We start from the raw sequence: 8,692 nt of genomic DNA, 5'->3' as shown, positions 1-8,692 counted from the left end.
ATATGCTTTTGCCTTTGCAATATATTCACGCATATTGGTTTTGAAACCTGCATATTTATTCACGTCTTTTGCATTATAGCCATACGCTTTTATTCCTTTTTCTCTGGCAAGAAATACCGCTCGTTCATTATGAAATTTCTGCGAAACAAAAATGACTTCATTTTGTCCGAAAATTTCTCTTGCCCGAACTACGGAATCTAAAGTCCGAAAACCTGCAAAATCTTCAAAAATTTTTTCTGTAGGGATTCCATTGGCAATAAGGTCAAGTTTCATTTGTTCCGGTTCATTGTATCCTTTTACAGAATTGTCTCCGCTTACAATGATGTATTGTACATTTCCGTTTTTGTAAAGTTCTGTTGCCGCTTGTATCCTATAAGCAAAATAAAGGTTTGGAGTTCCGTTATTCAAATTTTTGTTGGTTCCCAAAACAACGGCGGCTTTTACTTTTGGAAGTTCGGAAACGGAATAAGAAACAAAGGACGCACTTTCTTTTTTAATGGAATAATTGGCAAATACTATAAAAAGAATTCCTGCTAAAAAACATAACAGGAAAATTTTAATTATTTTTCTAAATGATTTCATATTCTAAAATTCTAATCCGTTTGGAAATGCCTTTTTTCTGAAAATGAAAAGCAAAGCAGCACCAACTGTAATAGCCGAATCGGCAACATTGAAGATGTATTTGAAAAACTCTATGTGTTTTCCACCAATCAAAGGCCAGTTTTCCGGAACCCACCAATCGACCAATGGAAAATGAAACATATCTACAACACATCCTTTCATAAAAGAAGAATATCCTTGCCCGAAAGGAACTATTTTGGAAACTCCATCATAGTCTATCCATTTTCCTGAGACTTCATCGAAAACAGTTCCACTATCGAAAATGAGTCCGTAAAACATACCGTCAATCACATTTCCTATTGCTCCGGCAAAAATGATAGCCATTGGAATTAATAAATAATTGGATCTGCCTTCTTTCGTCCATTTCATAAAAAGACGAATCATAAATCCGATAAGAGCCAGCCGTAGAATTACTAAAAAATACTTCCCAATCAATCCACCAAAATGAAAACCATAAGCCATTCCCGGATTTTCTACAAATGTGAGTTTGAATCCCGGAAATACTTCTGTACTTTCACCTAAATAAAAATGAGTTTTAACATAAATTTTTGAGAATTGATCGATAAGAAGAATAAGTAATGTTACAAATGCTATTTTTTTCAAAACAGAGATTTTATTAAATGTTATTATTTTTTGGAAAGTTCCCGAAGACGTTTTTGATCTTTTGCACTCAGATCATCAATTCCGTTTTTTCCCATTTTGCTCAGAAGTTGATCTATTTCTTTTTCACGTTCTCGTTTTTCCGAATTGTAGCGATCATCAATAGTATAATTTTTTGTGCTATCGGTAAAAAATTTTTCTTTCAGATAATCTCTGAATACAAATATAAGAATACCAATAAAAATAAGAATTATAAAAATTTCCATACCACAAAAATAGGTTTATAAATAAGAAAATTACCCTTATTTATAAACCTAATTTTCATTAAAAAAATAAATTTATCGCTGCATATTTTTTGCTTCAATGCTCAATGTAGCATGCGGAACTGCCATAAGACGTTCTTTCGGAATCAATTTTCCAGTAACACGACAAATTCCGTAGGTTTTATTTTCGATACGGATAAGTGCGTGTTTCAGATCACGGATAAATTTTTCCTGTCTTCCTGCAAGAATTGCATTTTGCTCTTTGCTTAGAGTTTCTGCACCTTCTTCAAATGCTTTGAAAGTAGGGGAGGTGTCATCTGTTCCGTTATTCTGGTCGTTAATAAAACTTTCATTGATAAGTGAAAGATCTTTTTCCGCTTTTTCTATTTTTCCAAGAATTAATTTTTTGAATTCCTGCAAATCGTTATCACTGTATCGTACTCTTTCTTCTGCCATAGTTTTTTAAAGTGTGTTAATTTTAGAAGATGTGCTTTTGCAGTAATTTTCATGTTATTTAAAGCATTGTCACACCATCATATTTTACTAATATTCACCTTAAAATTAACATCATCGATGTCAATTTCATCATAAGTTGGGAGTGAATTTACAAATTCTATTTTATCTGACAATACTTCCGCAGAAATATACGCCTCATTGTTGATAAGTTCTCTCTTAAATGGAGAATTTTCTTCCAATTGAATTGAGATTCTGTCAGTTAATTCAAAGTCTTTGTCTTTTCTAAGATTTTGAACTCTATTAATGAATTCTCTTGCAATTCCCTCTGCTTTTAAATCTTCTGTGATATGCAAATCTAAAGCCACCGTTGTTTTTCCATCGGAAGTTACCGTCCATCCCGGAATATCTTTCGTAGAAATTTCCACATCATCCAAAGAAATTTCGTAATTGCTTACCAAAATCGTTCCATTTTTTTCCAATTCTGAAATCTGCTCCGCATCAAAGTTGGCAATTTCCGCACCTACCACTTTCATGTCTTTTCCTAATTTAGGACCAAGTGCTTTGAAGTTCGGTTTTATCTGTTTTACAATGAGATGTGATGCTTCTTCTGCATTAATTAATTGTAATTCTTTTACGTTTACTTCTTGTTTGATGAGTTCTGCAACAGCCAGAATTTGTTCTTCTGTTTTCTTATCCAAAACTGGAATCATCACTTTTTGAAGCGGTTGACGAACTTTCACGTTTTCCTTTTTTCTCAAAGAGAAAACCATAGAAGTGACCGTCTGAGCCAAATGTGTTTTTTCCACCAAATTTTGGTCGATTAAATTTTCATCCACTTTCGGAAAATCGGTTAAGTGAACGGATTCAGCAGAATCTTTTCCTGTAACTGCGTTCAAATCCTGATACAATTGATCCATAAAAAACGGAGCAATTGGTGCCGAAATTTTTGCCACAGTTTCCAAACAAGTATATAAAGTTTGGTACGCAGAAATTTTGTCTTCGCTGTAATCTCCTTTCCAGAAACGTCTTCTGCAAAGTCTTACGTACCAGTTGCTTAAATTATCATTGACAAAAGTATTAATCGCTCTCGCAACTTTTGTAGGTTCATAATCTTCATAAAATTCGGTAACGTCTTTCACCAAAAGATTGAGTTCTGATAAAATCCAACGGTCAATTTCAGGACGATTTTCTACCTCTTTTTCTGAATAATTAAATCCATCAACATTCGCATACAAACTAAAGAACGAATACGTGTTGTACAACGTTCCGAAGAATTTTCTGCGCACTTCATCAATTCCTTCTAAATCAAATTTTAAATTTTCCCAAGGATTGGCGTTAGAAATCATATACCAACGTGTTGCATCTGGGCCATATTTTTGTAAAGTTTCAAAAGGATCAATTGCATTTCCAAGACGTTTAGACATTTTTTGTCCATTCTTGTCAAGAACTAAACCGTTAGAAACCACATTTTTATAGGCTATAGAATCGAAAACTGTAGTTCCAATCGCATGAAGCGTGTAAAACCAACCACGAGTTTGGTCAACTCCTTCTGCAATAAAATCTGCCGGAAAAGCTTTTCCGCTGTCAATCAATTCTTTGTTTTCAAAAGGATAATGCAATTGTGCATAAGGCATTGAACCGGAATCAAACCAAACATCAATCAAATCAGATTCACGTTTCATCGGTTTTCCACTTTCCGAAACTAATGTAATAGCATCTACAATATTTTTATGTAAATCTATTTTCGCATAATTTTCAGCAGACATATTTCCTACTTCAAAATCTTTGAAAGGACTTTCCGTCATAAAACCTGCTTCGATAGATTTTTGAATTTCGTTCACCAATTCTTCTACAGAACCGATTACTTTTTGCTCCTTCAAATCTTCACTTCTCCAGATTGGCAAAGGAATTCCCCAATATCTTGAACGAGAAAGATTCCAGTCGTTTACATTTTCTAACCAGTTGGCAAATCTTCCTTCTCCTGTTGATTTTGGTTTCCAATTGATAGTTTCATTCAGTTCTACTAAACGATTTCTCACTGAAGTCATTTTTACGAACCAAGAATCCAAAGGATAATATAAAACAGGTTTATCAGTTCTCCAACAATGCGGATAGCTGTGAACATATTTTTCTACTTTGAAGGCTTTGTTTTCGGTTTTTAATAAAATCGCAAGTTCTACATCCCAAGATTTTTCGGGAGCAGTTCCATCGTCATAATATTCGTTTTTGATGTATTTTCCACTAAATAATTCAGGAACGTTTTCGCCTTTTAAAAATTTACCTTGTAAATCCACCAAAGGAACGAGATTGTCATTTTCATCTTTCACCAACATTGGCGGAATTCCGTTTTCTTGAGCAACTCTGTTGTCATCTGCACCGAAAGTTGGCGCAATGTGAACGATACCGGTTCCGTCTTCCGTAGTCACAAAATCTCCGATAATTACACGGAATGCTTTTTCAGGATTTTCTGAAGGTAAAAACCAAGGAATTAATTGTTCGTATTCTGTTCCTGCTAAATCTTCGCCCGTAAATTCTGCTACGATTTGGTAAGGAATGGTTTTGCTTTCAGGGTTGTAATTCGCAAAATCTTCATCAGTTCCTTCCACATATTTTTTACCAAAATTTTTCTCTAAAAGAACACTCGCCAAAACAACAGTTACAGGTTCAAAAGTATATTGGTTGAACGTTTTTACTAAAACATATTCTATGTCTCTTCCTACTGCAAGCGCGGTGTTGGAAGGTAAAGTCCACGGAGTTGTCGTCCAAGCTAAAATGTTTACATCTCCGTCAACATCGTTGAATAATTCTGAAGAATCTTTTTTAACTTTAAATTGGGCAACAATCGTGGTGTCGGTAACATCACGATATGTTCCCGGTTGGTTCAATTCGTGAGAAGAAAGTCCGGTTCCCGCTTTAGGCGAATAAGGTTGGATTGTATAACCTTTATACAGTAAATCTTTATTGTATAATTGTTTTAGCAACCACCAAACCGTTTCCATATATTTTGGTTCATAGGTAATGTAAGGATTGTCCAAATCTACCCAATATCCAATTTTTTCGGTAAGGTCATTCCAAACATCAGTATAACGCATTACTGCATTTCTACACGCTTGGTTGTATTCTTCTACAGTAATTTTTTTACCGATGTCTTCTTTGGTAATTCCGAGTTCTTTTTCTACACCCAATTCCACAGGCAAACCATGCGTATCCCAGCCTGCTTTACGAAAAACTTGTTTTCCGTTTTGCGTTTGGAATCTACAAAAAATATCCTTCAGAGCTCTCGCCATAACATGGTGAATTCCTGGCATTCCGTTGGCAGAAGGTGGTCCTTCGTAAAAAACGTATTCAGGTTTTCCGTCACGAATTTCAACACTTTTGCTGAACGTTTTATTTTGTTTCCAGAATTCCGATACATTCTCGGCTATGTCGATAAGGTTGAGGTTTTTGTATTCTTTAAATTGGCTCATTGTAAATATCTCAATATCGTTGATTAATTAAGTTGGCAAATTTAGTGAATTTAAGTTGTCTATTAGAATTAATTATTTATCTTAGATGCCCATAAAACTGCAATTAATGAAAAAAATCTATTTTTTGTCTATTCTATGTGTCCTTTTTTTCTTATTTACCTGTAAAGATGATGAACCAATTACAGGAACACCACCAGCTAACGTTCCAACTGTCAATTTTGATATAAATGCTGTTCCATATTCTAAATTATCTACCTATTCTTTTTTCAGTGGAGAGCTGAAAAACCTAATACCCATAGATAAAGTAATACCTTATGAACCAGCAAGTTCTTTGTTTACAGATTATGCTTTAAAGAAGAGATTCATCTGGATGCCAAAAGGTACAAAAGCTACCTATGATGAAGATGGCAAAACGCTCAATTTTCCTGTTGGAACGGTCTTGATAAAAAATTTTTATTATAATACAATTCAGCCCAATAATACTACTAAAATAATAGAAACCCGACTAATGATAAGAAAATCTACCGGTTGGGTATTTGCAGAATATATTTGGAATAATGACCAGACTGAAGCCAATCTGGTAACTGGAGATGATTTTACCAGTGGTAGTTCGCAGAATATTACGTTCAAAAAACCAAATGGAGAAGTCATTACAACAGATTACAGAATACCATCTGAATCCGAATGTTTTGCTTGTCATAGATTAGACGGTAAATCCATTCCCATTGGTACGAAGCCTCAAAACCTGAATACAACTTATAATTATTCTACTTCCAATGTTAAAAATCAACTACAAAAATTAGTAGATGAAGGTTATCTCACAAGTTATCCTTCTGTTATAAACTCTACTGTGGATTATCACGACACTAGTAAACCTTTGGACTTACGTTTAAGATCTTATTTGGATATAAATTGTGCACATTGTCATCAAGATAATGCTCGTTGTGATTATCGTGCTTTGAGACTAAATTTTAATAAAACTACAGATTTAACGAATATCGGATTATGTGTATCTGCAGCTGAACCCGTAAGTTCTACCATTGAAAAAATTGTAAGACCCGGAAATTATAACAAATCTGTGATGCATTACAGACTTCAATCTGCTGATGAAAGTAATAGAATGCCGTTGCTGGGAAGAACAATTGTTCACGATGAAGGAGTATTATTATTACAGGAATGGATCAGCTCACTTACACAAACTTGCAATTAATAAAAAAAACTCTAAAATATGAATATAAGAAAAATAATATTATTTACTTTACTATATTGTGTTACTTTTGGATTTTCACAAACATCCTGCAACAATGCAATAAATATTACAGGATTAGGTACATACAATGTTTCCGGAATTACTGGCACTGCTGCACCTTCAGTATGCGGAATGGAATATAGTGTTGGAACAGCTGGAGCTTGGTACAAATATACTCCCACTCAAGATAAATTTATTAATATATCTACTGTAATTCAGGGGCAGAATAATGATACGAGAATAATAGTTTTTTCAGGAGACTGTACAACATTAAATTGTGTAGCAAGCAATGATGATTATTCGGGAGTTTCTGCACAGGTTACATTCAGGGGAATTCCTAATACGACTTATTTTATTGTATTTGATAATAAATGGAGTAGTGCAGCATTTAGTTTTAATATATCAGAAACTACGCCGGCAGTAGATAGACTTTCGTTTACTCCTCAGATTCTAAGCAGCGTGAGCGGAAGTTTCAATAATTGTATTGTGGATATGAATGGAGATTATCTTGATGATATTGTTTCTGTTGTTAGTAAAACACAAGTTGTTATTTCTCAACAATTAGCAGGAGGAGCTTTCAATAAAGTTACATACACTGTACCAAGTACTGTGGTTGAACCATATTGGAGCATTGCGGCGGGAGATTACGATAATAATGGTTTTAATGATCTTATTTATGGCTCATCAAATGGAGTTACTTTTTTGAAAGCTAATGCTACAGGAACAGGTTTTACTGTCGATAGAAAATCACAAAATTACCTTACACAACGCACTAATTTTATTGATATCAATAATGATGGAAAACTGGATGCTTTTGTATGTGATGATAATGGACCCAACAGATCTTATATGAATGATGGAACCAATATGAATCATCGTCAAGGAGGGTTAGGTGATTTTCCTTCGGGCGGAAATTATGCTTCCACATGGACAGATTATGATAACGATGGAGACCTCGATATGTTTATTGCAAAATGTGGAGAAGGTGGTTCAGGAGTTGGCGGAAATATAGATGAACTACACAAAAATAATGGTAATGGAACTTTTACCAATGTTGCGGTTTCTGCAAATTTAGCAGAACCTTCACAAAGCTGGTCTGCAGCTTGGGGAGATTTCAATAATGATGGATTTATGGACACTATGATTGGAATAAATTCTGACACTGATGGATTAAATAAAATAATGAAAAATAACGGAGACGGAACTTTTTCCGATGTTACTACAGGTTCCGGTTATGATACTATTACTGATACTAGTAGAGAATATGTAGCATACGATTTTGATAACGATGGTTTTCTTGATGTATTAGGTGCAGGAAATACCATTATGTTTGGCAATGGAGAATTTAAATTTACTCCAAATCTGAATCCATATAATCTGAATCCTTATCGCAGACCTGTCGGAGATTTGAATAACGATGGATTTTTAGACATCCAAAACGGACAAACGATTTTGATGAACAACGGAAATACTAACAAATGGCTGAAAGTAACTTTAAAAGGTATTCAGAGTAACAGAAACGGAATTGGAGCGAGAGTAGAAATTTACGGAACTTGGGGAAAACAAATTCGTGATGTGCAAAGCGGAACAGGATTCGGTAATATGAGTACCTTAAATACCCATTTCGGAATCGGGCAGGCTACCGAAATAGCAAAAGTAGTTGTAAAGTGGCCATCCGGAAAGGTGGATATTATTAATAATGTGACACCCAATACTACATTGAATGTTGTAGAAGGTTCAACATTAGCAATCGTAGATATTAAAAATGATAATGCACTATTTTCTGTTTATCCTAATCCAAGTAATGATGTCATTAACATTAAAGCTGAAAATGGAATGGTGCCAGTTGAAGCAAAATTATATGATTTGAGCGGGAAAATTGTTTTGCATACGAAAGTTGTAAAAAATGCAATATCTATTAAACAATTACATTCAGGGACTTATTTAGTTGTTGTAAGTGATAAAGCTGGAAATACATATTCTCAAAAAATCATTAAAAAATAGATTCTACGCTATATATGAAATTATTTACAGCA

Annotated in this window: 7 protein-coding genes; 2 read left to right on the top strand and 5 right to left on the bottom strand. The window is 34.2% G+C overall.

Annotated elements, in window-relative coordinates; translation table 11 throughout:
- From AC2A1C_RS13380 to ileS, 5 genes are all read right to left on the bottom strand, one after another.
- Window positions 1–582 (bottom strand): SanA/YdcF family protein (locus AC2A1C_RS13380; protein WP_484026311.1); only part of this gene is annotated, 582 nt, incomplete at its 3' end.
- Between the two features lie 3 nt (window positions 583–585).
- Entirely contained in the window at window positions 586–1,224 is a 639-nt protein-coding gene (locus AC2A1C_RS13375) for a lipoprotein signal peptidase (RefSeq protein WP_484026310.1), read from the bottom strand.
- A gap of 23 nt (window positions 1,225–1,247) precedes the next feature.
- On the bottom strand, window positions 1,248–1,487 hold the full coding sequence (locus tag AC2A1C_RS13370) for a DUF6576 domain-containing protein (RefSeq protein WP_484026309.1): 240 nt from the start codon (window positions 1,485–1,487) through the stop codon (window positions 1,248–1,250).
- Between the two features lie 72 nt (window positions 1,488–1,559).
- On the bottom strand, window positions 1,560–1,940 hold the full coding sequence (locus AC2A1C_RS13365; protein ID WP_484026308.1) for a TraR/DksA family transcriptional regulator: 381 nt from the start codon (window positions 1,938–1,940) through the stop codon (window positions 1,560–1,562).
- A 77-nt stretch (window positions 1,941–2,017) separates the two neighbouring features.
- Window positions 2,018–5,407 carry an isoleucine--tRNA ligase gene (gene ileS, locus AC2A1C_RS13360; protein WP_484026307.1) on the bottom strand — a complete coding sequence of 1,130 codons (3,390 nt, stop codon included), beginning with the start codon at window positions 5,405–5,407 and terminating at the stop codon, window positions 2,018–2,020.
- Window positions 5,408–5,513: 106 nt separating this feature from the next.
- Here ileS and AC2A1C_RS13355 point away from each other — a divergent pair, with 106 nt between their 5' ends.
- Window positions 5,514–6,617 (top strand): hypothetical protein, encoded by a 1,104-nt coding sequence (locus AC2A1C_RS13355; protein WP_484026306.1) that lies wholly within the window; start codon window positions 5,514–5,516, stop codon window positions 6,615–6,617.
- An 18-nt stretch (window positions 6,618–6,635) separates the two neighbouring features.
- Window positions 6,636–8,660 (top strand): FG-GAP-like repeat-containing protein, encoded by a 2,025-nt coding sequence (locus AC2A1C_RS13350; RefSeq protein ID WP_484026305.1) that lies wholly within the window; start codon window positions 6,636–6,638, stop codon window positions 8,658–8,660.
- Window positions 8,661–8,692: the final 32 nt, after the last annotated feature.

This window comes from Chryseobacterium sp. HNCC26DJ241 (assembly GCF_057180505.1).
Note: the sequence above shows the minus strand (reverse complement) of the source record. Positions and strands in the feature narration are given on the sequence as shown.